The sequence below is a fragment of the Lentzea tibetensis genome (assembly GCF_007845675.1).
Classification (GTDB): domain Bacteria; phylum Actinomycetota; class Actinomycetes; order Mycobacteriales; family Pseudonocardiaceae; genus Lentzea; species Lentzea tibetensis.
Genome location: NZ_VOBR01000006.1, coordinates 102764 through 126247, shown reverse-complemented (window position 1 = coordinate 126247; position 23484 = coordinate 102764). Strand labels below are relative to the sequence as shown.

The following is a 23484-nucleotide window of genomic DNA, read 5'->3' as shown; positions in this document are numbered from 1 at the left end:
ACGCCACAAACAACCCACAAACAACGACCCGCAAACAACGACCACAACCACTACGGCGTGAAGCTGACGATCTTGTCCGTACCCGCACCGTTGGTAGACGAGATCCAGATGCTCCCGTCACGCGCAGGCTCGACCGCGCGCAACTTGCCGTAGGTGCCGACGAACAGAGCCTCCGGAGTCCCGGGCTTGCCGTCCCGCACAGGGATCTTCCACAGCCGCTTGCCCAGGTTGGCAGCCATGTAGAGGTGGCCACGCGCGTACCCGAGGTCGCTGGGAGTGGCCTCCTCGGTGTGCCACTGGACGATCGGGTCGACGAACCCCGGCTTGCCGCACTTGCCCTCGCAGATCGGCCACCCGTGGTTGCGGCCCTGCTCGACGAGGTTCAGCTCGTCCCACGTGCTCTCGCCGGACTCCGACACGTACAGGCGCTTGCCCGAGTCCCACGTGATGCCCTGCGGGTCGCGGTGGCCGAGTGAGTAGACGAGTGACTTGCCGCGCACCGGTTTGCCGTTGCGGTCCATCCGCAACACCTTGCCGCCCAACGAGTTCGGGTCCTGTGCGAGTTCGGGGCGCATGGCGTCGCCGGTGGTGGCGTACAGGTGGCCGTCGGGACCGAACGCCAGGCGGCCGCCGACGCGGCGCTGGCCCAGTGGGATTCCGGTGACGATCGGCTGCGGGGGTTGGCCCAGCTTCAGGCGGGCGATGCGGTTGTCGGTCTCGGTGGAGTAGTAGATGAAGACGGTGCGGTCCACCGCGTACTTCGGTGACACCGCGATGCCGAGCAGTCCGCTCTGCACGCCGTTCGGCTTCGCCTCGGTGATCTTCTGGACCTCGCGGACCACGCCGCCGCGCACGGACATGATCCGCGCGCTGTCCCGTTCGGTGAACAGCGCGGAGCCGTCGGGCAGGAAGCCGATGGCCCACGGGTGGGTCAGTCCCGTCGCGATCTCGCGTTCGGGGGAAGCCGCGGACGCGGTGGCGGGAGTTGCGCTCAACGCCACCGCGACCGCGGCGAGCAGTGCTGTCATCTGACGCATGGGGCACGAGCGAACAGGTGGTCAGGAACCCGAGTCAAGGTCGTAGACGGTCTGTCCGCCAATGGTTTGCGCCTCGAAGTTAGCAGCCACCCATTCGGCTATGTCGCCGTTGTCGCGACCCGATACGAAGTACCTCACTTTCCCATCTGAAACGTAACGCTGAAACTGTTCCAATGTCGGCGCCGGGTCGCTGCCGTTCCAGCCGCCGATCGCGATCACCGGCCGTCCGGACGACAGCTGCAGGCTCGCCGCGCTCTGCGCACCGGTCGTCGCGGCCGCCCACTCGGTGTCGGTCTGCGCGAGCAACGCGGCCAGCTCGGACGACGTCTGACCGCCGAAACCTCCGGGTCCGCCGCGCTGGCCGGACTGAACCGGTCCGGACATCGGGATGGAACCGCTGTGCGCCTGCGCGGCCGTGGCGAACGCGTAGCCGCCGGTGCCGGTGAGCACCGCCGCCATCACCACACCCAGCAGCGCGCCGCGCTTCACGCCGAACAGCAGCGCGAACACCGCGAGCGCCGTCAATCCCAGCAGGATCCAGCGCACCGCGGGCAACCAGGTCGGCACGCGGTCGAGCAGGATGTACCCCCACACGCCGGTCACCGCGACCATCAGCGCCAGTCCCACGCGAGCGGGGAAGTGCGCGCGGCCGCGCCACAGCTCGCGGCCGCTGATCGCGACGAGCGCCGCGATCGCGGGTGCCAGAGCCACCGTGTAGTACGGGTGCATGATGCCGCCCATGTAGCTGAACACGACGCCGCTCACCAGCAGCCAGCCGCCCCACAGCACCAGCGCCGCACGCGTGCGGTCGGTCCGCGGAGCCCTGCGGGTGAACCACAGGCCCAGTGCCAGGCCGATCAACGCGGCGGGCAGCAGCCACGAGATCTCCCCGCCCATGCTCGCGCCGAACAACCGCGTGATGCCGGTTTCGCCGCCGAAACCGACGTTCCCGCCTCCACCACCGCCGCCACCCCGGCCGCCGCCGAAGATCCGGCCGAGGCCGTTGTAGCCGATCGCCAGCTCCCACAGGCTGTTGTCGGTCGACCCGCCGATGTACGGGCGGCTGTCCGACGGCCACAGGTCGACCAGCGCGATGAACCAGCCCGCCGACACGACGACCGCCAGCCCAGCACCCAGCAGGTGCAGGAACCGCTTCATCAGCCCCGTCGGCGCCGCGAACAGGTAGACCAGCGCCAGACCGGGCAGCACCAGGAATGCCTGCATCATCTTGGTCAGGAAGCCGAACCCGATCGCCGCACCCGCGAGCATCAGCCACCACGGGCTCGCCTTCTCAAGAGAGCGCACCGTGCAGTACGCGGCCGCGACCATCAGCAGCACCAGCAGCGCGTCCGGCAGGTTGAACCGGAACATCAGCGTGGCAACGGGAGTCAGCGCGAGCGCGGCACCGGCGAACAACCCGGTCCACGGACCGGACGTGCGCTTCACGGTGGCGTACAACAACCACACGGCCAGCACGCCCTCGATCGCCTGCGGCGCCAGCACCGACCAGCTGGAGAACCCGAAGACACGCGCGAACAACCCGCTGACCCACAGGAACGCGGGCGGCTTGTCCACGGTGATCGTGTTGCCGGGGTCGAGCGACCCGAACAGCAGCGCCTTCCAGCTCTGCGAACCGGCCTGCGTCGCCGCTGCGTAGAACTCGTTGCCGTACCCGGAAGCCGTGAGGTTCCACAGGTACAGCACGGCCGTGCCCACCAGCAGAACCGCCAAAGCGATGCGGTGGAAGTTGTCGCTACCCCGTCTGGTCACCACCTCGGTGGGAGCCGTGACCCGTTCCGCCAGCATCATGCCGCGATCCTTCCCAGTTGTCCGCGCAGTTCCACGACCGGACCGCGCCGCAGCGTCTTCCTCAGCCGCGCGATGCCGCGCAGGTCTTCCATGGCAGTCGCGACGATGTCGACGCTGCTGTTCGGGTCGTCGACCCAGTCGACCGGCACCTCGTGTATCCGCAGGCCCGCGCGTTCGGCGAGCACGAGCAGCTCGGTGTCGAAGAACCAGTTGGTGTCCCGCACGTGCGGCAGCAGGCCGCGCGCCACGTCGGCGCGGATCGCCTTGAAGCCGCACTGCGCGTCGGTGAACCGGACGTTCAGCGAGCCGCGCACCAGCACGTTGTAGCAGCGGGAGATCACCTCCCGCTTCATGCCGCGGGTGACGCGCGCGCCGACGGCGAGCCTGCTGCCGATCGACAGGTCCGAGTGCCCGGACAGCAGCGGCGCGACGAGCGGCTGCACGGCGCGCAGGTCGGTGGAGAGGTCGACGTCCATGTACGCCAGCACGTGCGCGTCCGACGCGCCCCACACGGTGCTCAGCGCGCCACCGCGTCCCTTGCGCTCCAACCGGACGCAGCGCACGTCCGGCAGCTCGGCGGCCAGCCGATCGGCGATGCCGGTCGTCTCGTCGGTGCTCGCGTTGTCGGCGATGGTGATGCGGAACGGGTGCGGGAACGTCATCGGCAGTTCGGCGCGCAGTCTGCGCACGCTGTTCTCGAGGTCGCGCTGCTCGTTGTAGACCGGGATCACCACGTCGAGCGTCGGGGCCATCACGCACTCATTTCGTAGATGGTGACACCGTCGACGGTCGTCGCGGTGAAGGTGTCGGCGACCCAGTCGGCGATCTGGCGGGACGCGTCGCTGCCGCTGTTCCCGCCCATGCCCATGGACGCGCCGACGAAGTAGTGGATCTGTCCACTTCGGACGAGTTCCTGGAACTCCTCCAGCGTGGGAGCGGGGTCGGTGCCGTTGAAGCCGCCGACCGCCATGACGGGGAGCCCGGAGGCGAGCTGCAGCCCGGCCGCGTTGTTGGAACCGACGGTCGCCGCCGCCCAGCGGTACGAGCCGCTGCGCAGCAGTGCGACGACCTCGTCGCTCGGCGTCGTCGCACCGAGCAGGCCGCCCATGCCGCCACCGCCGCCCAAGCCGCCGCGCATGCCGCGGCCGCTGGCCGGTCCGGCGAACGGGATCGCGCCCTCGTGCGGTGTGGCGGCGGTGGCGACGGAGTAGGTGGCGGGACCGAGCAGCGCGGCGCCCAGCGCGACCGGGACGGCGATCCGCAGCGACAGCACCAGCCCGACCGCGGCCAGCAGGCCCAGCGCCATCGCGATGATCGCGATCGTCGGCGCGTAGGTGGCGAGCAGCAGGTAGCACTGCACCGCGCTCAACGCCGTCGCACCCGAAAGAACCGCCGCCGCAACGGGTTCCGCGCGGCGTTCCCACAGCTTCGTCGCCGTGATGCCGATGATCGCGGCGATCGCCGGCGCCAGCGCGACGGTGTAGTAGGAGTGGATGATCCCGTTCATGAAGCTGAACACGCCGCCGGTGACGACGAGCCAGCCGCCCCACAGCGCGAGCGCCGTGCGGGTGCGTCCCTTCGCCATGACGAGCCCGGCGATCAGCAGCACGACCGCGGTCGGCAGCAGCCACGCGATCTGACTGCTCATCTCGGCGCTCAGCAACCGGCTCCAGCCGGGCGTTCCCCAGCCGCGGCCACCGCCGACGCTGCCGACCTCGTCCCCGGTGAGCCTGCCCAAACCGTTGTAGCCCAAGGCGAGCTCGAGCACGCTGTTGGTCTGCGAGCCACCGATGTACGGGCGGTCCGGGGTGAGCTCGACCGCGACGATCCACCAGCCGCCCGCGACGACCATCGCGCCGAACGCACCCGCGAGGTGGAGCAGCCGTTTGGGGATCGACGCGGGCGCGGCGATCAGGTACGCGAGCGCGAACGCCGGCAGCACCAGGAACGCCTGCAGCATCTTGGTCAGGAAGCCGAACCCGACCGCGGCACCGGCGAGCGCGAGCCACCACGGGCTCGCGTTCTCGATCGCGCGGGTCACGCAGTACGCGCCCGCGACGAGCAGCAGCACCAGCAGCGCGTCCGGGTTGTTGAACCGGAACATCAGCACCGCGACCGGGGTGAGCGCGAGCACCGCGCCGCTGATCAGCGCGGCGGCGGGGGAGAACCAGCGGCGCACGGTCGCGTAGAGCAGCCACACGCTCGCCACGCCCATCAGCGCCTGCGGGACGAGGATGCTCCACGCGTTGACGCCGAAGATCCGCGCGGACAGCCCCATCACCCACACCGAGGCGGGCGTCTTGTCGACCGTGATGGCGTTCGCGGCGTCGCTCGACCCGAAGAACCAGGCCTTCCAGCTGGTCGCGCCCGCCTGCGCGGCGGCGGAGTAGTAGGCGTTGGCCCAGCCGGAGTCACCGAGTCGCCACAGGTACAGCGCGGCCGTCCCGGCCAGCAGCGCCAGCAGTGCGACGCGTTCTCGTCTCATGGCGACGAGCCTCTTGGGCCGGCCTTGGTGGCAGGTGTGTCCGAGCTGTGCGTGAGCTGTGCGGCGGACAGTACTTTCGGCGCTCGACCCGCGCCGGGCACCGGAGTACTAATGACGGACGCCGACCAATGGGGAGTTCGTCGATGCGAGCGAAACTGCTCAGACTCGTTGTTGCCATGGCTCTCGTGCCGACCATGGCCGTTCCGGTATCCGCCGCCGAGGCCTCAGCGGCTGTTCCTGTCATCGACTGGAAATCGTGTGGAACGCAGTTCCCCGGTTTCGAGTGCGCGACCGTGGCCGTTCCACTGGACTACGACAAGCCGCGCGGTGCGACCACGAACGTCGCGCTGGCCCGCAAACCCGCCACGGACAAGGCGAATCGGATCGGTTCGCTGTTCCTGAACCCCGGTGGTCCCGGTGGCTCGGGCGTCCAGTTCGCGCTCGGCTCGGGCAACCGGCTGTCCACGCAGCTCGGTGGCCGGTTCGACATCGTCGGATTCGACCCGAGGGGCATCGGCGCGTCCGATCCCATTCACTGCTTCGACTCCGAGGACGATCTCAACCAGTTCTTCGAGGGCGTTCCGGCGTTCCCGTACAAAGCGGCCCAGGAACGGCCGTACTTCGACCGGTACCGGTCGCTCGGCCCGGAATGCCGTGACGACGAACGCGCGATCTCGGCGCACATGAGCACCGCCGACGTGGCGCGCGACATGGACCTGCTGCGCCGCGCGGTCGGCGACAAGAAGCTGTCGTACCTCGGCTTCTCGTACGGCTCCTACCTCGGCGCCACGTACGCGAACCTGTTCCCGAACAACATCCGCGCGCTCGTCATCGACGGCGTGCTGAACCCGGAGCTGTGGTCGAGCGGCCGGCAGATCCAGTCCGACCGGATCGCGACGCAGGAGGAGTTCGACGAGTTCCTGCGGCTGTGCGACGCGGCCGGTTCGGCGTGCGCCTTCCACACGCCGCAGGGTTCGCCGAAGCGCTGGGAAGCGCTCGCGAAGTCGGTGCGCCAGAAGCCGGTCGACCTCGGTGGTGGCGAGGTCGTCACCTACGACGCCCTGATCGGCAGTGCCGTCGGTGCCATGTACGCGCCGGAGCGGGCGTGGGCGGGCGCGAACGGGCTGGCCGCGTTCCTCGACTCGGTCGCGGACGTCGTCGAGGGCGACCGGACGTCGGCCGCCACGGCTCAGCGCCTCGCCCGCGAGGCGGACTACGACAACTTCTTCGACGCCTACAACGGCAACGTGTGCGCCGACACCCAGTTCCCCGACCGGCTGGCCGAGTACCAGGCGATCGGCAGGTACGCGGAGGCGGGCTCGCGCTTCGGCCCGTCGTGGTGGTGGGGCAACGCGGCGTGCTCCGACTGGCCCGTCAACGCCGACCGCTTCACCGGCCCCTGGCACACCAGGACGAACGCCCCAGTGCTGGTGGTGGGCAACTACTTCGACGGTGTCACGGACTACCGCGGCGCGCAGGCCGTGACGCGGCAGATCCAGGGCAGCAGGCTCCTCACGTACGCGGGCTGGGGCCACACCGCCTACAACCGCAGCGCGTGCGCGTCGGACTACGTCAACAAATACCTGCTGAACGGTGCGCTGCCGCCGGTCGGCACGGTGTGCCCGGCCAACCCGAACCCGTTCCTGCCCGCGGTGGCGGAGGTGCCGGAGGGGCTGCCGATCGCGCCTAGGCGCTAGTCCGGCCGAGGCGGACGGTGAACCGGGTGCGTCCCGGTTCGCTGTCCACCGCGACGGATCCGCCGTGCGCGGACACCACCGCGGACACGATGGACAGGCCGAGCCCGGTGCTTCCGGCGGCCCTCGAGCGCGAGCTGTCGCCCCGTGCGAACCGCTCGAACACCTCGAGGCTGTCGGGAATGCCGGGCCCGTCGTCGGTCACGGTCAGCTCGACGTGTCCGTTGTGGACGTTCACGCCGGTGACGACCGTCGTGCCGGGCGGGGTGTGGGTCCGCGCGTTGCTCAGCAGGTTGCCGAGCACCTGGTGCAGCCGCTGGACGTCGCCTCGGACCGTGACGGGTTCTTCCGGCAGCTCGAGCTTCCAGTTGTGGTCGCGGCCCGCGATCCTGGCGTCGCCGACCACGTCGATCACCAGCCGCGACAGGTCGACCGGACGGCTCTCCAGCGGGCGGCCCGCATCGATCCTGGCCAGCAGCAACAGGTCCTCGACGAGCGAGGTCATCCGCTTCGCCTCGGACTCGACGCGGCCCATGGCGTGCCGGACGGTGTCGGGCAGCTCCTCGTCGGTGCGCCGGGTCAGCTCGGCGTAGCCGCGGATGGCGGCCAGCGGGGTGCGCAGCTCGTGGCTCGCGTCCGCGACGAACTGCCGGACCCGCGTTTCGCTGGCGTGCCTGGCTTTCAGCGCGTCGTCGACGTGGCCGAGCATGTGGTTGAGCGCGAGGCCGACCTTGCCGACCTCGGTGTCCGGGTCGGTGTCCTGGACGCGTTCGGCGAGCGCTACTTCTCCCTCGTGCAAAGGGATTTCGGCGACGCGGGTCGCGGTCGCGGCCATGTCGTCGAGCGGTCTGAGCATGCGGCGGACGATCTGCCTGCCGACGAGGATCGCGGCGCAGACACCGGCGATGGCGAGAGCGACCATCAACAGGCTCATCTGCCACAGGACGTCGGTGACCCGCTTCACGGGCAGTCCGACGATCGAGTGCGGGTCGGCGGCCACGCGGTAGTCGCCGAGGCCGGGAACCGTGATCGTTCGCGCGTGTCCGGACGTGTCGGTCAGCACCGCTTTCAGCGCGTCGATCTGGTCGGCCGACAGCCGCTGGATGTCGCGGTCGGGTGGCGGTGTCGCGTACACCGCGTCGACCGAGCCGTCGGGGTTGCTGTCGATCCGGACGAGGCCGGGGCCGAGCCGTTTCATCGACGGCGGCCCCAGGTAGGTGCTGACCTGGCGGTCGAGGTCTCTCATCAGGTACTCGCGCAGCGCCACCACGGCGATGAGTCCGATGGCGGTGAGCAGCAACGCGAGCAGCAGCGCCTGGCCCGTGACGAGCTTGGCTCTGAGCGTTCTAGGCCGCCGGCTTGAGGACATAGCCCGCGCCCCGCATCGTGTGGATCATCGGCGTGCGGCCGACGTCGATCTTCTTGCGCAGGTACGAGATGTACAGCTCGACGATGTTCGCCTGCCCGCCGAAGTCGTAGCTCCAGACCCGGTCGAGTATCTGCGCCTTGCTCAGCACGCGCTTGGGGTTGCGCATGAGGTAGCGCAGCAGCTCGAACTCGGTGGCCGTGAGGTCGATCGAGTCGCCAGCCCGGTACACCTCGCGGGTGTCCTCGTTGAGGCTGAGGTCGCCGACGACGAGGCGGGCGCCCGCGTTCGCCTCGGTGACGCCGGTGCGGCGCATGAGCGCGCGCAGCCGCAGCACGACCTCCTCGAGGCTGAACGGCTTGGTGACGTAGTCGTCGCCGCCCGCGGTGAGGCCGGCGATGCGGTCCTCGACGGCGTCCTTCGCGGTGAGGAACAGCACCGGCACGTTCGGCGTCTCGGCGCGGATGCGCTTGAGCACCTCGAGCCCGTCGATGTCGGGCAGCATGATGTCCAGCACGACGGCGTCCGGGTGGAACTCGCGCGCGGTGCGGACCGCGGTGTACCCGTCGAGCGCGGTGCGCACGTCCCAGGTCTCCATGCGCAGCGCCATGGACATGAGCTCGGCGAGAGTCGACTCGTCGTCGACGACGAGCACCCTGACCGGCTGGCCGTCCGGCCTGCGGAGTTCCGCTTTCATCGCGCGCATGGCTCCCATCGTGAACGCGGACCCTGTGTACCACCTGTGAGCGGATCCCACAGTCCACGCCCATCGACCACACAGGTTGGGCACAGGTGGCGGGTGGAGCTTGACGGTCATGAGCGACGAACAGCAGGCCACTCCCGAGTGGGGAGCCGAGCAGCCCCAGCCGAAGAACCAGTGGAACGCGAAGAAGACCATCGCGGCCGTGGCCATCGCCGTCGGCATCACCGCAGCCGGAGGTGTCGCGATCTACGCGGCGTCCGGCACGCAGGCCGCGACCGGCGGAGGCCCCGGTGGCCAGATGGGCGGCCCTCCCGGCGGCGACGGCGGGATGATGCGCGGCGGCCCGCTCGCCGACTTCCCGCACGGAGAGTTCCAGACCGGTGAGGTGACCTCGATCAGCGACTCGTCGGTGGAGGTCAAGTCCACCGACGGCTACACCAAGGCCTACGTCATCGACTCCGACACCGTGATCGAGGGCGTCGAGAAGGGCGACACCGTCACCGTCGTCGCGACCGAGGCGGACGGCAAGACGACCGCCGAAGCCGTCACCGAGCCCCGCACCCAGGGCCAGGGCCAGCGCCCCACCAACGGAGGTACCCCGCCCACGAAGTAGCGCACAGGAATTGTCAGAGTGCCTCGGTAGGCTCGGATCCGGGGGACCTCGCGCCCCCTTGGGGGACCGCGAGCCCCCCGATCCGAGCCTACCGACCAGCACCGACAATCTGCGGAGTTGATCAAACAGGGCTGTCCGTCAACGGTCACTGGCTAGGGTCGGGCCATGTCTGAGACAAGTCGCCGAACCGTGCTGGCGGGAGCAGCGGGCGTGCTGGCCGCCGCCGGTTTCCAGCAGACCGCCCGAGCCGAGGAGAACGGCGTGCGCCGTCCGTTCACGCTGACCGTCCTCGGCACGACGGACCTGCACGGGAACGTCTTCAACTGGGACTACTACGCCAACCGCGAGTTCGACGACTCCGGGCACAACGACATCGGCCTGGCGAAGGTCTCGACGCTGGTGAACGCGCTGCGCGAGCAGCGGGGCAGGCACCGCACGCTGCTCGTGGACGCGGGCGACACGATCCAGGGCACCCCGCTGGCGTACTACTTCGCCAAGGTCGAGCCCATCAACCGCAGCCGCATCCACCCGATGGCGCGGGCCATGAACGCCATCGGCTACACCGCCGCCGCGCTCGGCAACCACGAGTTCAACTACGGCATCCCGCTGCTGCGCGCGTGGGAGCGGCAGCTCGACTTCCCGCTGCTCGCCGCCAACGCGCTCGACCCGCGCGGCAAGCCGGCGTTCCGGCCGTACGTGATCAAGACGATCTGGCGCACCGGCGGCCCGCCGCTGCGGGTCGGCATCATCGGCCTCACCAACCCCGGCATCGCGATCTGGGACAAGGCCAACGTCACCGGTCAGATGACCTTCCCCGGCGTGCTCGAACAGGCCCGGATCTGGGTGCCCGAGGTGCGCCGCCGAGCCGACGTCGTGGTCGTCGCCGCCCACTCCGGCGCGGACCTGTCCAGCTCGCTCGGTGACCAGGTCCCGTTCCCGGAGAACTGCTCGGCGCTCGTCGCGGAGGAGGTGCCCGGCATCGACGCGATCCTCGTCGGTCACGCGCACGCCGAGATCGCGCAGCGGTTCGTCACGAACAAGCAGACCGGCAAGCAGGTGCTGCTCACCGAGCCCCTGTTCTGGGGCAAGCGGCTCAGCGTCATGGAGTTCGACCTCGCCTACGAGCGCGGCTGGCAGATCAAGGCCAAGCGGAGCCAGGTGCTCAACTCCAACACCGCGCCCGAGGACCCGCGGATCGTCCGGCTGCTGAGGCCCAGTCACGACAAGGTCGTCGGGTACGTCAACGCCAAGGTCGGCACGTGCAAGGCGGCCATGTCCGCGGCCACCGCGCGCTACGAGGACACCGCCGCGCTCGACTTCATCAACCACGTGCAGGCGCAGGAGATCAAGAAGGCCACGCAGCTGCCCGTGCTGTCGCTGTGCGCGCCGTTCAACCGCGCTGCCGCCATCCCGGCCGGTGAGGTGACGATCAGGGACGTCGCCGGGCTGTACATCTTCGACAACTACCTGCTCGGCGTGAAGCTGACCGGCGCGCAGCTCAAGGACTTCCTCGAACGCAGCGCCACGTACTTCAAGCAGGTCGACGGCCCCGGCCCGTACACGCCGGACCAGCTGGGCAACGGCGTGCCGGACTACAACTACGACGTCGCCGCCGGCCTGGACAAGCCGCTCACCTACGACATCGACATCGCGAAACCGCAGGGCCAGCGCATCGCGAACCTCAGCTACGGCGGCGTTCCGGTGACCGCCGAGCAGGAGTTCGCGGTCGCCGTGAACAACTACCGGCAGTCCGGCGGCGGCAACTTCCCGCACGTCGCGAAAGCACCCGTGCTGCACAACGCGCAGCAGGAGATCAGGCAGCTGCTGATCGACTGGGTCAAGGAGAAGGGCGAGATCGACCCCGCCCTGTTCCACACGAAGGACTGGCGGCTCGTGGCGAACGGAGTTCCTGTCCAAATCACCACGAACGGGTGAAGCGACTGGAATTGGACGAGGCCCATCCGGTAGGCCAACTGCGTGCAGTTACCCCACCGGATCTGGATCGGCGCCATCGTCGTGCCGCTCCTGCTCGCCGCCACGGCAGTCGTACTGCGGTCCGGTGAACGTCCCGCCCGCTCGGTCGAGCGGCGGGACGGCCAGGTCGTGTTCGTGATCAGAGGCGACGAGGTGGTGCTCACCGGCACCGCCACCACCGACGAGCGTCAGCGCGTCGTGGACGCCGTCCGCTTCCGCGCGCCACGGCACCGGATCACGGACATGATCGTGCGCGGCGCGCCGCTGCCCGTCCGCCCCGCCGACATCGGCGTGTTCGTCGGCACCGTGCTGGACAACGGCGTCTCGGACTTCACCGGCGTCGTCCACGACGGCCGTCTCATCGCGACCGCGCGGGTCGCCGACCCGGCGCGCGCCGGTGTGCTGAGCGACGCGCTGCGGTCCGTCGCGGGCGCGCTCGTCGTCGACGAGGACTTCCGGATCGGCGACCCGGTCACGACCGGCGACCTGAACGTCCGCGCGCTCAACGAGTCCGTCAAGCGCACGGTCGGCGAGGGCATCCCGTTCCACGACATCAGCTGGGACCCGGCGCTCGCCGAACGCGTCGGCAGGCTGCTGCTCGTCGCCCCGCGCACCCCCGTGACCCTCGTCGCACACGCGCCGCAGCCCGACCTCGCGAAGACCCGCGCCGCACTGGTGCGCGACGTCCTCGTGGCGCAGGGCGTGTCTCCCGCCGTGATCGAGACGACCGTCGACGTCGATCCCGCGGGCAGCTCGAACCAGGTAGACGTCATCGTTCGCTAGGAGCCACAGTGGTCTTGCTGTTCACCCAGGTGTTCGTGTTCTGCGCCGGGTCGTTCCTCGCCGGAGTGGTGCTCACGTGGGTGTCGCTGCGCCCGAAGATGCAGCGCGCGCCGGAGCCGGTGCGGATCACCGAGATCTTCGCCGAGCCGGAACCGCCCTACATCAAGGCGAACTCCCGCACGATGATCTTCCACACGCCCGACTCGCCGTACTACAAGCGGATGAAGGGCGACGCGTTCTTCAGCACCCCCGAGGAGGCCGAGGAGGCGGGTTACGCGATGTGGCGCCCGCGGGTGAAGGCCGCTTCGTAGTCTGGCCGGGTGGAGAACCACATCTCACGGATCCGTTCGAAGCTCGCCCGCGCGGCCGCTGTCCCTTCGCTGCTGGAGTCCGGCGGCCGAAGGCACCTGTTCCGCCTCAACCCGCCACTGTCCGAAGAGGACGTGGCGTGGTTCGAGGAGTCGCGCGAGGTGACGCTGCCCGAGGCGTACCGGCGGTTCGTGCTGGAGCTGGGTGACGGCGGCGCGGGCCCCGGTCTCAGGATGGTGCCGCTGCACGAGGCGCACGACTGGGACGACCTGCCGCACGGGTTCCTCGCCACGCCGAGCGGGTTGGCGCCGGGCACCGCGCACACGCGCGACTGGCACGACTACCCCGAACTGCGTCAGGGCACGCTGGCCGTCGCCGACCTCGACTGCGAGTACATCACGCAGCTGGTCGTCACCGGACCCGCCCGCGGCAGGCTGGTGAACGTCAACCTCGCAGGCTGGACCAGGCCGGTGTTCGCCGAGGACCCGGACTTCCTGTCCTGGTACGAACGCTGGCTCGACGAGCTGCTCGCGGGCTGGGGCGTGAGCCTGTTCGGCAACAAGATCCCCGGCGACGAGCCCGTACTCGTCGACGTCCTCGCGCACGACCCGTCCGCTGATCGGCGGGCACGGGCCGCCCGCTCGCTGATCTCGCTGCCGTCGATCGGGCAGGCAGGCGCCGACGTGCTCGCCGCGTCCATCCGCGACCAGGACCCGGCGGTCCGAGCCGCAGCGCTCCTGACCGCCGGGGCCAAGAGGGTCGCGGCCTGCGAGGCACCGGCACGCGAAGCTCTCACCGACCCGGTGGCGGATGTCCGCGTTCAGGCGCTGCTGGCGTTGCACCGGCTCGAGCCCGCTGACCTGGCCGACCGCGTCCGCGAGCGGTTGGGGGACGAGGAGCCGGCCGTCGCCCGGCAGGCGATCTACGCCCTCAAGGAGCTCGGCGGCCTGACCGCAGGCGACCTCGAACCCCTCACCACCCACCCGAACCCCGACCTCCGGAACACCGCGATCAGGGCACTGCGGGCAGCGGTCGACGGATGAGGGGCGCTTCGTAGGCTGGCCGGGTGGAGAACCAGATCTCGCGGATCCGCGAGAAGCTCGCCCGCGCGGCCGCTGATCCCGCGCTGCTCGAGTCGTTCGGCGCGCAGAAGCACTCCTACCGGCTGAACCCGCCGCTCGCCGAGCCGGACGTCGCCGCGTTCGAGTCCGAGCACGGGATCGTCCTGCCCGCGGAGTACCGCCGGTTCGTCATCGAACTGGGCGACGGCGGCGCAGGCCCTTCGTACGGGGTGGCGCCGCTGCGCGAGTCGTTCGACTGGGACGAGTCCCCGGACGGCTTCCTGGCCGCGCCGAGCCACTTCGCCCCCGGCATCGCGTACCCGGTGGACTCGTGGTCCGACGACCTCGACGAGCCGCGTCAGGGCAGCCTCGCCGTCGTGCACCACGGCTGCTCCGACTACACCCAGCTCGTGGTCAGCGGGCCCGGCCGCGGCAGGCTGGTCACCATCAACCTCGACGGGTGGGGACGCCCGGTCGTCGCCGAGGACCCGGACTTCCTGTCCTGGTACGAGCGCTGGCTGGACGAGCTGCTCGCCGGGTGCACGGTGACGTGGTTCGGCCGCAAGCTCCCCGGCGGCGAGGCCGAGCTGGTCGCCATCGCCGCCCACGACCCGTCGGCGGACCGGCGGGCACAGGCCGCGGCGTCGCTCGGGCTGCTGCGGGAGGTCGGCCCGGCGGGCGCGCAGGCGCTCGCGGCGGCGATCGCCGACCCGGACCCGCTGGTGCGCGAGTGCGCACTGGGCGCGGCCCGCAGCAGAACGGTCGAGGCGTGCGCGGACCCGGCCCGCGTCGCACTGTCCGACCCCGACGCGTCCGTCCGCGCCGAGGCGATCATGGTGTTGCGCGCCCTCTCCGCGGCCGACCTGCCTGAACTGGCCCGGCGACTGCTCAGCGACGACGATCCCGCGGTGCTGCGCCGCGCGGTCACCGCGCTCGGCGACCTCGGCGAGCTGGTCGTCGCCGACCTCGCCCCGCTCACCACCCGACCGGACGCGGAGATCCGCGGGTCGGCCGTGCACGCGTTGATCAACGCTCAGGACGACGCGACCGGCCTGCTCGCGACCGCGCTGGACGACGAAGACCACTTCGTGCGCATCCACGCGGTGCAGGCGGCGTTCCGGCGCGGCGACCGGGCTCTGTTGCCCCTCCTGCGGCAGCGCCTCGGCGTGGAGACCGACCCGACCGTGCTCCGCAACCTCGAACAGGTCGTGACCGCGTGGACGAGCTGACCGGCATCCCGGACGTCATCGCGCCCGGCCTGGACGTCCTGTTCTGCGGCATCAACCCCGGCTTGATGTCCGCACAGACCGGCCACCACTTCGCCCGCCCCGGCAACCGCTTCTGGCCCGCACTGCACCTGAGCGGCTTCACCCCGCGCCAGCTCCACCCGTCCGAGCAGAACGAGTTGCTCGACCTGGGCCTGGGCATCACGAACGTCGTCGCCAGGCCGTCCGCGAAGGCCGACGAGCTGTCGAACGACGAGCTGCGCGCGGGCGGCGTGGACCTGACCGAGCGGGTCGCGAAGTACGCACCGAAGGTCGTGGCGGTCGTCGGGGTGACGGCCTATCGCACGGCGTTCACCAGAAAGAAAGCCCAGGTGGGGCCGCAGGACGACCTGATGGCATCCGCGCGTGTTTGGGTGTTGCCGAACCCGAGCGGGTTGAACGCCCACTGGCAGTTGCCCGCGCTCGCCGAGGAGTTCGGGAGACTGCGCCGGTCGCTCTGACATTTGCGGCCATTCGAGTGGCCTTCATGAGGAAGTGGAACCACGTTCACAGGATTGCGGTCAGAATCTGACGACGCCGCGTGACAGTTGGTGAATCTTCAACACTGGAGGGGGTCGCGGTGGAGGTCAGGATCCTGGGACCGGTCGAGCCGGCCTTGCCGCCGAAGCCCGCGCAGATACTAGCGGTGCTGGCGGTCGAGTGCGGGCGAGTTGTGCCGGTGGAACGGATGATCGATCTGATCTGGGGTGAGGACCCGCCGCCGCAGGCGCGCAAGTCGCTCCAGGTGCACATCTCGTGTCTGCGCAGGTCAGGGCTCCCGGTCGAGCACCGTGCGTCCGGCTACGTGCTCGCCGCCGACCCGTTGCGGGTCGACCTCCACGTGTTCCGCGCGCTCGTCGCCGAAGCGGGGGAGTCCGGAGATCCGGCCGTGCGCAGCGACCGGCTCGGGCAGGCGCTCAAGCTGTGGCGTGGCGCGCCGCCGGTGCACGGGCAGACGCTGGACGTGCAGCGGCTCGCCGCGATCGAGGGCTGGGTGGACGCCGAGCTGGCGCTCGGCAGGCACGCGGAGGTGCTGGACCCGCTCAGCTCGTTCGTCGTCGAGTACCCGCTGGCCGAACGGCTGCGCGGCCAGCTGATGACCGCGCTCGCGCGCAGCGGCCGACGGGCCGACGCGATGCGCGTCTTCCGCGACACCCGGCGCACGCTCGTCGACGAGCTGGGCGTCGAGCCCGGCGCCGACCTGCAGGAGCTGTACCGGGTCGTGCTCGACGGCGCCGGTGACGCGCGGCGCAACTACCTGCCGCGCGACGCGGGCGACTTCACCGGGCGCGCGCAGGAGCTGCAGCGGGTGCTCGGCAGCGAGGGTGGTGCCGTCTGGTGGATCGAGGGCCCCGCGGGGGTCGGGAAGTCCGCGCTGGCCGTGCACGCCGCGCACCTGCTCGCCGACCGCTACCCGGACGGCCAGCTGTTCGTCGACCTGCACTCGCCGTCCGGCGCGCTGGACGCGTTGCTGCGCGCCATGGACGTGCCGAGCGAGCGAATCCCCGAGTCGCACGAGGAACGGGCGGCGCTGTGGCGCGCGCAGATCTCCGCGCGGCGGCTGGTGATCGTGCTGGACGGCGTGACGAGCGTGTCGCAGGTGCGGTCGCTGCTGCCCGGCAGCCCCGGCTGCCTCACGCTGATCACGAGCCGCAGCAGGCTGTGCGGGCTCGAAGGCGTGCGCAGGCTGCCGCTGGACGTGCTGCCGTCCGCCGAGGCCGTGACGTTGCTGGCGCGGATACTCGGCGACGACCGGGTGTCCGCCGAACCGGACGCCGCGGCCGAGGTCGCGCGGCTGTGCGGCTACCTGCCGCTGGCGGTGCGGATCACCGGCGCACGCCTCGCCGGGCGCGCGCACTGGCCGGTGTCGAAGCTGGCGCGCAGGCTCGCCGACGAGCGGAGCAGGCTCGACGAGCTGGTCGCCGACGACCTCGCGGTGCGCAGCAGCCTCGAGCTCACCTACGGCGCGCTCGACGAGCAGAGCAGGCACGCCTACCGCATGGTCGGCTTCCTCGGGCTGCCCGAGCTGCCGAGCCACCTGTGGGTGCCGCTGCTCGACGAGGACGTGCTCGACCGGCTCGTCGACGCGCGGCTGCTCGACGTCACCGGGAGCGCCCGCTACCGGATGCACGAGCTGGTGCGGTTGCACGCCCGCGAGCTGGCCGAGCGCGAGGACGCGGCGCCCGATCGCCTCGACTTCGTGCGCAGGGCCGTGCTCGCCTCCTTGTCCACAGTGGACGGACTGACCGAGCAGCTCTTCCTCACGGTGCCGCGCATGCAGGATCCGGTCGGGCTGGTGCCGACCGCGCCGCCCGCCGACCGCGACGCGTGGTTCGCGCGCGAGGAACAGCTGCTCACCAGGACCGTCGAACGCGCGGCCGAGCTCGGTCTCGCCGAGCTCGCGTCGCAGCTCGCCGAGGCGCTGGTGTTCGCGTGGTTCGGGCTGCGCAACCGTTACGAGGCATGGGAACGAACACATACAGCCGCACTGGACGCGGTGCGCCGCACGGGCGACCTGAGGCTGGAGGCCGTGCTGCGGTGCAGCCTCGGCCAGATGCACTACAAGCGGGACAACCTCGTGCAGGCGCAGGAGTGGTTCGACGCGGCGCAGACGTTGTTCGTGGCGCTGGGCGACCGGCGCGGCGAGGCCGTCGCGCTGAACGGCACCGGGATGGTCGGCCGCGACCTCGGCCGCTACGACCGCGCGCTGGACGCGCTGTGCCGGGCCCGTGACCTGTTGACCTCACTGGCCGACACCGAAGGTGCGGCGCACGCGCTGTACGGAATCGGCTCCGTGCAACGGGAACTCGGCATGGACACGCACTCCGTCGAGTCGCTGCTGCTGGCCGAGGACGCGTACCGGAGATCGCGGAGCAGACGCGGCGAAGCGCTGGCCGCGAGAGGGATAGGGCTCGTGCACCGGGCGCGCGGCGAGCTGGACGACGCGGCGTCGCACTGCGAACGCGCGCACGAGATGGTGGCCGGGACCGGTGACCAGCTGCTCGCCTGCTACACCGCGCAGGCGTGGGCGAAGGTGTTGCTGCGCCAGGGTTCGCTCGACCGGGCCGAGCCGCTGCTGGACGTGGCGCTGGACGGCTGCCGGGAGGTGGGCGACCGGTTCGGCGTCGCGCTGGTGCGCCGCACGGTCGGCGAGTTCCGGCTGGCGGCGGGCGACTTCGCCGGTGCGCGGGTGATGCTGTGCGCCGCGCTGGACGAGTGGACCTCGCTCGGCCTGTCGCTGTGGCGCGCGCGGACGTTGCGAGACCTCGGTGCGGTCCACGCCTGCCGGGGGGATGTGGCAGGCGCGGACCGCTGCTGGGACGAGGCTGCGCTGCTGTTCGCTCAGCTGGGCACCAGGGAGTCGGGGGAGGTGCCGCAGTGGGCGACGCGCTGGAGCCTCGCGGTCACCTGATGTTCTTGTACTTCCAGGGCGCGTAGCCACCGCTCTTGAGCGTCGCGACGGTCACGGTCTCGTGGTCCATGTCCGTCGAGGTGCTGCCCTCTTCGTAGATCCACATGGCGGTCTTGGCCGAGCTGGTCCACTTCTCGAACAGCTTGACGTGACCGTTGCGCAGGATCATGTCGCCCGGCTGGAGGTTCGCCCACGCGATCTTCGTCGACACCTCGTCCAAAGTGGACGTGGTGCGGCTGCTGGTGAGCTTCCACGCCATGGAGACGAAACCGGAGCAGTCGGTGCGGTACTGCTTGCCGTGGTTGACGTCCCACGCAGAGGCGGTCTGGCTGTACGGAACCTTGCGGTCCCACCAGTTCTTCGCACGCGAGATGACCTCGGCCCGCGTGATCGCGCCGCCGTACGCACCCGCGACCTCGACCTGCTGGATGGTGCTGTCGGTGCCCTCCACGCCCTCGGGCGCGGCGGTCGCCGTGGAGCCGAAACCGGACAGCAGTCCGAGTGACAGTGCCGTTACCGCGATGGCCCGGCGAATGCTCATCGTTTCTCTCCGCTCATCAAGGTTTTCCTGGCAGGACGCACTGTCGCCGAGCACGCCAAAGATCGGCCAAAGACGGATTTAGGCGGTCCTTTACCGCGCGTTCCTAGCTTTCGAGTCCCCTGTTGTGAAGGAGAGGACATGTTCGCTCGCGCACTGTCTGCGCTGGTCCTTGTGGCCACCGCGCTCGTGCTGGGCTCTTCGGTGGCGAATGCGGCGCCCACGAAGCTGACCCACTCGGACGCGGCCGCGCGGTTCCGCGCCGCAGGCATCACCTGGTCGTCCAGCGGCAACTGCAGTGACTGGAACAACCGCACCTGCACCTCGTTCACCAACATCAACCTGACCACCGTGCAGGGTGCGATCACGTTCAAGCGCGCCAGCGGTTGCGCGGTGAACGTCACCGGCGGCACCGAGGTCGGCCACGCGTCCGGCACCTACAGCCACCGCAACGGCTACAAGGTCGACTACTCGCTGTCGACGTGCGTGACGAACTACATCACCCGCACGTTCACGTCCATCGGCGGGAACAAGTGGAAGTCCGGCTCGGGCAACATCTACTTCCGCGAGTCGAACCACTGGGACGTGACTTACTACAACTGCGGCGGTTGCTAGAGCAGCTAGCGCGGTGAGCTGGGGCCGGGTAGGAAGATCACATGACCGCACTCGGCGCTGTGTTCCGGCCCCAGCTCCCACCAGAACGCCTGCGATCGGTCGTGGAGGCGGCCGACTCCGCGGGTCTCGAGCAGCTGTGGCTGTGGGAGGACTGCTTCCTCGAAAGCGGCATCGCGACCGCCGCGACGGCCCTGGCGTGGTCGTCCCGGCTGAAGGTCGGTGTCGGCCTGCTGCCGGTGCCGCTGCGCAACGTCGCGCTGGCCGCGATGGAGACCGCGACCCTGCACCGCCTGTTCCCGGACCGGGTGATCATCGGCGTCGGTCACGGCGTGCAGGACTGGATGGGCCAGGTGGGCGCCCGCGCCGAGTCGCCGCTGCGGCTGTTGCGCGAATACCTGTTCGCACTGCGGGCGCTGTTGCGCGGCGAGCGGGTCACCGTGTCCGGCAAGTACGTCCAGCTCGACGGGGTCGCGCTCGACTGGCCGCCGACCTCGCCCGCCCCGGTGCTCGCCGGCGGCGTCGGCCCGAAGACGATCAAGCTGACCGGTGAGGCCGCGGACGGCACGATCATCGACTCCGTGACGTCGCCGGACGGGCTGCGCGCGGCGATGGAGCTGATCGCCGAGGGAGGCGGTTCGCCCGACCACGAGATCGTCGCCTACCTGCTGACCGCCACCGGCGAAGGTGCTCAGGAACGCCTGGACGCCGAGTTCAAGGGCCACGGCGTGGCCGGTGACGCGCACGCCGTCGCGGCGGCCGTCGAAGCCCTGGCCGAGGCGGGCGCGCACACCGTCGTGCTCCAGCCGACGGCCAGCGAGCCCGACCCGGAGGCGTTCGTGCGGTTCGCGGCCGAACAGGTCAGGCCACTCGTTGGTTAAACCTCATTTCACCCGTTCGTGTAAGTCCACGCCGCCTGGATAACAGCACGTCTCCGCCGGTGCGATGGATCGGGTAGAGCCACGTCGCACCATCGGGGAGGGGTCCGCATGTTCGGGCGCAAGCAGCGGAGGATCAGGGAACTCGAACAGGTCGCGACGGGCCTGCAGAGCATGCTCTCGCGCATGGGCGGCGAACGCGGCGAGGTCGCCCGCGAACGGGCCGCCCTGCTGCACATCCGCCGCCAGATCGACGACGCCCGTGCCGAGCTGGCCCCGCTCCGCGCCGACGTCGGCGTCCAGCGCTCCGGCGTCTTCCGCTACCACCACCCGCTCTCGTCCTCGTCGGACTACCAGACCCACCTGGAGCTGGCGCAGAGCGAGATGACGCAGCTGATCAAGGACGGCAACGCCACCGAGGGCGGCACCGAGTGCACCTTCAACTCGTGCTCCGAACAGGGCGACGGCCTGCTCGCCGACTGGCGCGTCCTCATGCTGCGCGCCTACAACACCGAGGCCGAGATCTGCCTGGTGATGGTGCGCGCGTCGTCCGCGAGCGTGGCCCGCAAGCGGCTCGAACGCGCCGCCGAGGACGTGAACCGGCTGGGGGAGCGGCTCGGGGTGCGGCTGTCGCCGCGGTACACGGCGTTGCGGGTCTACGAGCTGGAGCTCACCGTCGACCACCTGCGCAAGAAGCTGGAGGAGCGGCGCACCAAGGGACGCAAGGCCGCGTGAGGTCGTTTTCGGCCGGGCCGCCGGGGTAGCCGGTGGCATGGCCGAAGTCGTGGAACTGGTCGACGCGCCGATCGAGCGCGTCTTCGCCGTGCTCGCCGACGGGTGGAGCTACGCGGGGTGGGTGGTGGGCGCGTCGCACATCCGCGACGTCGATCCGGACTGGCCGAAGCCCGGCGCACGCATCCACCACAGCGTGGGGCCGTGGCCGTTGGTCGTCAGCGACACCACCGAGGTCGTCTCCGCCTCCCGGCCTCGGGAGATGGAGCTGGACGCCCGGATGTGGCCGCTCGGGTCCGCCCGGATCCGGTTCCGGCTCACCGACAAGGGAGCCGGGGTGACCGAGGTCAGGATGGCCGAGCAGGTGCTGAGCGGACCTGGCTCGCTGGTGCCGGACGCGGTGCAGGACCTGCTGCTCGTGCCGCGGAACCGGGAGACCCTGCAGCGTCTCGCGGACCTGGCTCGAGGACGCGGGGATAGCTAGGAGTAGATCGCGCGGTGCGCGCCCTGCACGACCATCCGGTACACCTCGCCCGCGCGCCCGTGCCGCGCCAGCGCCGCCCGAGCCGCGTTCGCACCGGCGGCGCCGTGCACGCCACCACCGGGCCAGGCCGAGGCGTTCGCCAGGTACAGCCGGTCGAACGGCGTGTCCGCGCGCCCCAGTCCCGGCACGGGCCGGAACACCAGCTGCTGGTGGATGGCGGCGGTGCCCGCGTTGATCGAACCTTCGACGAGCGAGGCGTTGCCTGCCTCGAGCTGGTCGGGCCCGGCGACGCTGCGTCCGACGATGAGCGACCGGAACCCCGGCGCGCGTTCCTCGATGATCTGCTCGACCCGGTCGGCCCGGCGGCGCAACCGGTCGTCGGTCCACTTCGCGCCGCGCGGCACGTGCGTGTAGGCCCACGCTGACTCGGTGCCCGCGGGGGAGCGGGTCGGGTCGGACGTGGTCATCTGGCCCATCACCAGGAACGGGTTGCGCGGGATCCGTTGGCACGCAACGTCGTTCGCGGCCGCGGCGAGTCCGTTCATGTCGCCGCCGAGGTGGACGGTGCCCGCGGAACCGGCCTCGGAGTTGGTCCACGGGACCGGCGACGACAGCGCCCAGTCCACCTTGATCGTCGCGTTGTCGTACTGGAACCGGGACAGGTCGTCGATCAGGCGTTGCGGCAACGCGGCCGCGCCCACGAGATCCATGTACAGCACGGGAGCGGGCACGTCGGCGATCACGGCGCGGCGTGCGCGGACCAGCGTGTCGCCCACCCGCACGCCGACGGCGACACCGCGGGCGTGCAGCACCGACGAGACGCGCGAGTCGCAGACGACCCGGCCGCCTGCGGAGTTCAGGCGCGACACCAGCGCCGCGGTCAGCGCCGACGCTCCGCCTTCGGGAACCGGGTTGCCGACCTCCTGGCCGAGCATCGCGAGCAGCCAGCCGAACCCGGCGCCGCCTGCCTGGTCCGGGCCGAGATCGGTGTGCATCGTGTTGCCCGCCAACAGGATCCGCGCGCCCTCGCCCGCGAAGCGCTCCTCGCCGAGACGGCGGACGGGCAGCGTCAGCAGGCGGGTGAGGCGCAGCGCGTCGCCCACGCCGACCGCGCGGAGCAACGACGCGCCTGCGCGCACAGGCGGGAACGGGCGTAACAGCGAGTTCAGGACGGCCGTGCGGACCCGTTGCCACGCCTCGAACTCCGCGTACCAGGCGTCCGCGTCGGAGTGGGCGAACGCGCCGACCGACTTGGCGGTCACGTCGACCTCGCGGGACAGCAGCGCCACCCGGTCGTCCGGGAACACGTGCGCGAGCACGGAGGGTGCATGACACCAGCGCAGACCGTGACGTTCGAGCTCGAGGCCGTTGAGGACGGGCGAGCCGAGTCCCAGCGGGTAGAACGCGCTGTAGAGGTCGTTGCGGAAGCCCGGTGCGGTGATCTCCGCGGTCCGGACCGCGCCGCCCGGCGAGCCCTGCGCTTCGAGCACGAGGACGTCCCACCCCGCGTCTGCCAGCAGGTTTGCAGCGACGAGACCGTTGGGACCCGAGCCGATGACTACCGCGTCAACCTCTTCGTTCACGTGACCACCATTCCAGAAAGAGCTGGGCGGCGGACCGTGTCTCGTTTCGTTCGAGGCCGTACGAATATCACATCGTTAATTAATACGGTAGTCCAGTGAACGATTGGATTCTGTGTTCCGTACCACATGTGTAGGAGTTTGATGAC

The 23484-nt window shown here is 70.4% G+C and carries 20 protein-coding genes and 1 pseudogene; 13 read left to right on the top strand and 8 right to left on the bottom strand.

The genetic code is table 11. The features are described from left to right. Positions 1-50: 50 nt before the first annotated feature. The 4 genes and pseudogenes from FKR81_RS11020 to FKR81_RS11005 all read right to left on the bottom strand — a co-directional run bounded on the left by FKR81_RS11020 (position 51) and on the right by FKR81_RS11005 (position 5331). Positions 51-1028, bottom strand: a complete 978-nt coding sequence (locus tag FKR81_RS11020; protein WP_235921455.1) for a PQQ-dependent sugar dehydrogenase — start codon at positions 1026-1028, stop codon at positions 51-53. 30 nt (positions 1029-1058) lie between these two features. Further along, entirely contained in the window at positions 1059-2846 is a 1788-nt protein-coding gene (locus FKR81_RS11015; protein ID WP_407936514.1) for an ArnT family glycosyltransferase, read from the bottom strand. Positions 2847-2854: 8 nt separating this feature from the next. Further along, positions 2855-3598: pseudogene (locus FKR81_RS11010) on the bottom strand (dolichyl-phosphate beta-glucosyltransferase); the annotation flags it as partial. Further along, positions 3598-5331: a glycosyltransferase family 39 protein gene (locus FKR81_RS11005; protein ID WP_146350899.1), complete on the bottom strand. Its 1734-nt coding sequence runs from the start codon at positions 5329-5331 to the stop codon at positions 3598-3600. The gene FKR81_RS11005 and the pseudogene FKR81_RS11010, both read right to left, overlap by 1 nt. Positions 5332-5624: 293 nt before the next feature. On the opposite strand from FKR81_RS11005, the gene FKR81_RS11000 reads away from it, so the two are divergent. Continuing rightward, positions 5625-7028 (top strand): alpha/beta hydrolase, encoded by a 1404-nt coding sequence (locus FKR81_RS11000; RefSeq protein WP_186762904.1) that lies wholly within the window; start codon positions 5625-5627, stop codon positions 7026-7028. Here FKR81_RS11000 and FKR81_RS10995 read toward each other — a convergent pair. Next, positions 7018-8394, bottom strand: a complete 1377-nt coding sequence (locus FKR81_RS10995; protein ID WP_146350897.1) for a sensor histidine kinase — start codon at positions 8392-8394, stop codon at positions 7018-7020. The two genes, FKR81_RS11000 and FKR81_RS10995, sit on opposite strands and share 11 nt — an antisense overlap. Then, complete coding sequence (locus tag FKR81_RS10990) at positions 8372-9097, bottom strand: response regulator transcription factor (RefSeq protein WP_186762903.1); 726 nt, start codon at positions 9095-9097, stop codon at positions 8372-8374. The genes FKR81_RS10995 and FKR81_RS10990 overlap by 23 nt, the downstream gene beginning before the upstream one ends. Positions 9098-9206: 109 nt before the next feature. Here FKR81_RS10990 and FKR81_RS10985 point away from each other — a divergent pair, with 109 nt between their 5' ends. The 8 genes from FKR81_RS10985 (at position 9207) to FKR81_RS10950 (ending at position 18511) form a co-directional block, all read left to right on the top strand. After that, on the top strand, positions 9207-9707 hold the full coding sequence (locus FKR81_RS10985; RefSeq protein ID WP_146350895.1) for a DUF4249 domain-containing protein: 501 nt from the start codon (positions 9207-9209) through the stop codon (positions 9705-9707). A gap of 165 nt (positions 9708-9872) precedes the next feature. Beyond that, entirely contained in the window at positions 9873-11642 is a 1770-nt protein-coding gene (locus FKR81_RS10980; protein WP_146350894.1) for a bifunctional metallophosphatase/5'-nucleotidase, read from the top strand. A 42-nt stretch (positions 11643-11684) separates the two neighbouring features. Continuing rightward, complete coding sequence (locus FKR81_RS10975; protein ID WP_146350893.1) at positions 11685-12464, top strand: hypothetical protein; 780 nt, start codon at positions 11685-11687, stop codon at positions 12462-12464. 8 nt (positions 12465-12472) lie between these two features. Then, entirely contained in the window at positions 12473-12775 is a 303-nt protein-coding gene (locus FKR81_RS10970; protein ID WP_146350892.1) for a sunset domain-containing protein, read from the top strand. 9 nt (positions 12776-12784) lie between these two features. Continuing rightward, on the top strand, positions 12785-13816 hold the full coding sequence (locus tag FKR81_RS10965; protein ID WP_146350891.1) for an SMI1/KNR4 family protein: 1032 nt from the start codon (positions 12785-12787) through the stop codon (positions 13814-13816). Between the two features lie 23 nt (positions 13817-13839). Beyond that, positions 13840-15063 (top strand): SMI1/KNR4 family protein, encoded by a 1224-nt coding sequence (locus tag FKR81_RS10960; protein ID WP_146350890.1) that lies wholly within the window; start codon positions 13840-13842, stop codon positions 15061-15063. After that, on the top strand, positions 15051-15560 hold the full coding sequence (mug, locus tag FKR81_RS10955) for a G/U mismatch-specific DNA glycosylase (RefSeq protein WP_222598223.1): 510 nt from the start codon (positions 15051-15053) through the stop codon (positions 15558-15560). Before FKR81_RS10960 ends, mug begins: the two co-directional genes overlap by 13 nt. A gap of 119 nt (positions 15561-15679) precedes the next feature. Then, entirely contained in the window at positions 15680-18511 is a 2832-nt protein-coding gene (locus FKR81_RS10950; RefSeq protein WP_186762902.1) for an AfsR/SARP family transcriptional regulator, read from the top strand. Here the strand turns inward: FKR81_RS10950 and FKR81_RS10945 are convergent. Then, positions 18504-19052 carry an NlpC/P60 family protein gene (locus FKR81_RS10945; protein WP_146350888.1) on the bottom strand — a complete coding sequence of 183 codons (549 nt, stop codon included), beginning with the start codon at positions 19050-19052 and terminating at the stop codon, positions 18504-18506. The genes FKR81_RS10950 and FKR81_RS10945 overlap by 8 nt on opposite strands. Positions 19053-19190: 138 nt before the next feature. Here FKR81_RS10945 and FKR81_RS10940 point away from each other — a divergent pair, with 138 nt between their 5' ends. The 4 genes from FKR81_RS10940 (at position 19191) to FKR81_RS10925 (ending at position 21755) form a co-directional block, all read left to right on the top strand. Next, on the top strand, positions 19191-19664 hold the full coding sequence (locus FKR81_RS10940; RefSeq protein WP_146350887.1) for a hypothetical protein: 474 nt from the start codon (positions 19191-19193) through the stop codon (positions 19662-19664). Between the two features lie 41 nt (positions 19665-19705). Continuing rightward, positions 19706-20542 carry an LLM class flavin-dependent oxidoreductase gene (locus FKR81_RS10935; RefSeq protein ID WP_146350886.1) on the top strand — a complete coding sequence of 279 codons (837 nt, stop codon included), beginning with the start codon at positions 19706-19708 and terminating at the stop codon, positions 20540-20542. Between the two features lie 108 nt (positions 20543-20650). After that, a complete protein-coding gene (locus tag FKR81_RS10930; protein ID WP_146350885.1) occupies positions 20651-21274 on the top strand; it encodes a DUF4041 domain-containing protein in 624 nt (207 codons plus the stop codon). Between the two features lie 37 nt (positions 21275-21311). Next, positions 21312-21755: an SRPBCC family protein gene (locus tag FKR81_RS10925; RefSeq protein WP_146350884.1), complete on the top strand. Its 444-nt coding sequence runs from the start codon at positions 21312-21314 to the stop codon at positions 21753-21755. Here the strand turns inward: FKR81_RS10925 and FKR81_RS10920 are convergent. Beyond that, positions 21752-23338 (bottom strand): phytoene desaturase family protein, encoded by a 1587-nt coding sequence (locus FKR81_RS10920; protein WP_146350883.1) that lies wholly within the window; start codon positions 23336-23338, stop codon positions 21752-21754. The two genes, FKR81_RS10925 and FKR81_RS10920, sit on opposite strands and share 4 nt — an antisense overlap. Positions 23339-23484: the final 146 nt, after the last annotated feature.

Excerpts from the sequence above, each read along its gene's own strand:
- FKR81_RS11020 (WP_235921455.1), bottom strand. The coding sequence starts at position 1,028 with ATGACAGCACTGCTCGCCGCGGTCGCGGTGGCGTTGAGCGCAACTCCC.
- FKR81_RS11015 (WP_407936514.1), bottom strand. The coding sequence starts at position 2,846 with ATGATGCTGGCGGAACGGGTCACGGCTCCCACCGAGGTGGTGACCAGA.
- FKR81_RS11005 (WP_146350899.1), bottom strand. The coding sequence starts at position 5,331 with ATGAGACGAGAACGCGTCGCACTGCTGGCGCTGCTGGCCGGGACGGCC.
- FKR81_RS10995 (WP_146350897.1), bottom strand. The coding sequence starts at position 8,394 with ATGTCCTCAAGCCGGCGGCCTAGAACGCTCAGAGCCAAGCTCGTCACG.
- FKR81_RS10990 (WP_186762903.1), bottom strand. The coding sequence starts at position 9,097 with ATGCGCGCGATGAAAGCGGAACTCCGCAGGCCGGACGGCCAGCCGGTC.
- FKR81_RS10985 (WP_146350895.1), top strand. The coding sequence starts at position 9,207 with ATGAGCGACGAACAGCAGGCCACTCCCGAGTGGGGAGCCGAGCAGCCC.
- FKR81_RS10980 (WP_146350894.1), top strand. The coding sequence starts at position 9,873 with ATGTCTGAGACAAGTCGCCGAACCGTGCTGGCGGGAGCAGCGGGCGTG.
- FKR81_RS10945 (WP_146350888.1), bottom strand. The coding sequence starts at position 19,052 with ATGAGCATTCGCCGGGCCATCGCGGTAACGGCACTGTCACTCGGACTG.
- FKR81_RS10940 (WP_146350887.1), top strand. The coding sequence starts at position 19,191 with ATGTTCGCTCGCGCACTGTCTGCGCTGGTCCTTGTGGCCACCGCGCTC.
- FKR81_RS10935 (WP_146350886.1), top strand. The coding sequence starts at position 19,706 with ATGACCGCACTCGGCGCTGTGTTCCGGCCCCAGCTCCCACCAGAACGC.
- FKR81_RS10930 (WP_146350885.1), top strand. The coding sequence starts at position 20,651 with ATGTTCGGGCGCAAGCAGCGGAGGATCAGGGAACTCGAACAGGTCGCG.
- FKR81_RS10925 (WP_146350884.1), top strand. The coding sequence starts at position 21,312 with ATGGCCGAAGTCGTGGAACTGGTCGACGCGCCGATCGAGCGCGTCTTC.